Genomic DNA, 699 nt, shown 5'->3' with positions numbered 1-699 from the left:
CGTTGACCGGGAGCGCGAGGATCCCGAACTGAGCGGAACTGTACTGAAACGCGGACGCGTAGGCGCCACCGACGGCGCCGATCGTCACGTCGAGCAGTCCACGTGCGTACTCGAACCCGATGCCGGTGCTGTTCGTCGGCTGATAGCTCCCTGCGATGAACGCCGCGAGTCCGCCGAATATCCGGTCGATAGCGTCCGTGATGGCGTCAACGATGTTCGTTACCCCCACCACCACGGTCGCGAGAATCGACGTCCCGATCGTCTGGCCGAGTCGGCCCCAATTCACCGGGTTCGCGACGTTCACGATTGGAATCCCGCCTGACGTGTCGCCGTTGATGAACGCCAGGAGGCCGTCGCCGGAGCTACTCACCGGCGCTCACCTCCTACAGTAAGAACGGGATGGCCGCTGGCAGCGGTTTGCTGGCTACTCGGCTTCAGCGTGGCGTCTGCCGTGACATGCTGCGCACAACGTGACCAGATTCCCCGACGCGTTCGCCGCGCTCGGGTCATCGAAACTCTGGTACGGCTCGATGTGGTGGACTTCGAGGCCGCGGTCGTACTCCGCGCGGTGCTCGTCGTCGGACATCCCGCAATTTTGGCAGCAGTATCCGTCGCGTTCGATCTGGTCTCTGCGTGCCTTGTCCCAACCACCCTGGTACGACGCCGGATTCTTTCCGAAGAACTCGCCGCGGATGGCGT

At 63.7% G+C, this 699-nt stretch carries 2 protein-coding genes; both read right to left on the bottom strand.

Translation table 11 applies throughout. The features are described from left to right. Positions 1–370: hypothetical protein (locus tag EXE44_RS17645; protein ID WP_137718024.1), on the bottom strand; the 370-nt coding region annotated here is incomplete at its 3' end. 54 nt (positions 371–424) lie between these two features. Next, a partial coding sequence (locus tag EXE44_RS17640; protein WP_199241266.1) for an HNH endonuclease occupies positions 425–699 on the bottom strand: 275 nt, incomplete at its 5' end.

The organism is Halorubrum sp. SS7 (genome assembly GCF_005435055.1).
GTDB classification, from domain to species: Archaea; Halobacteriota; Halobacteria; order Halobacteriales; family Haloferacaceae; genus Halorubrum; species Halorubrum salinarum.
Note: the sequence above shows the minus strand (reverse complement) of the source record. Positions and strands in the feature narration are given on the sequence as shown.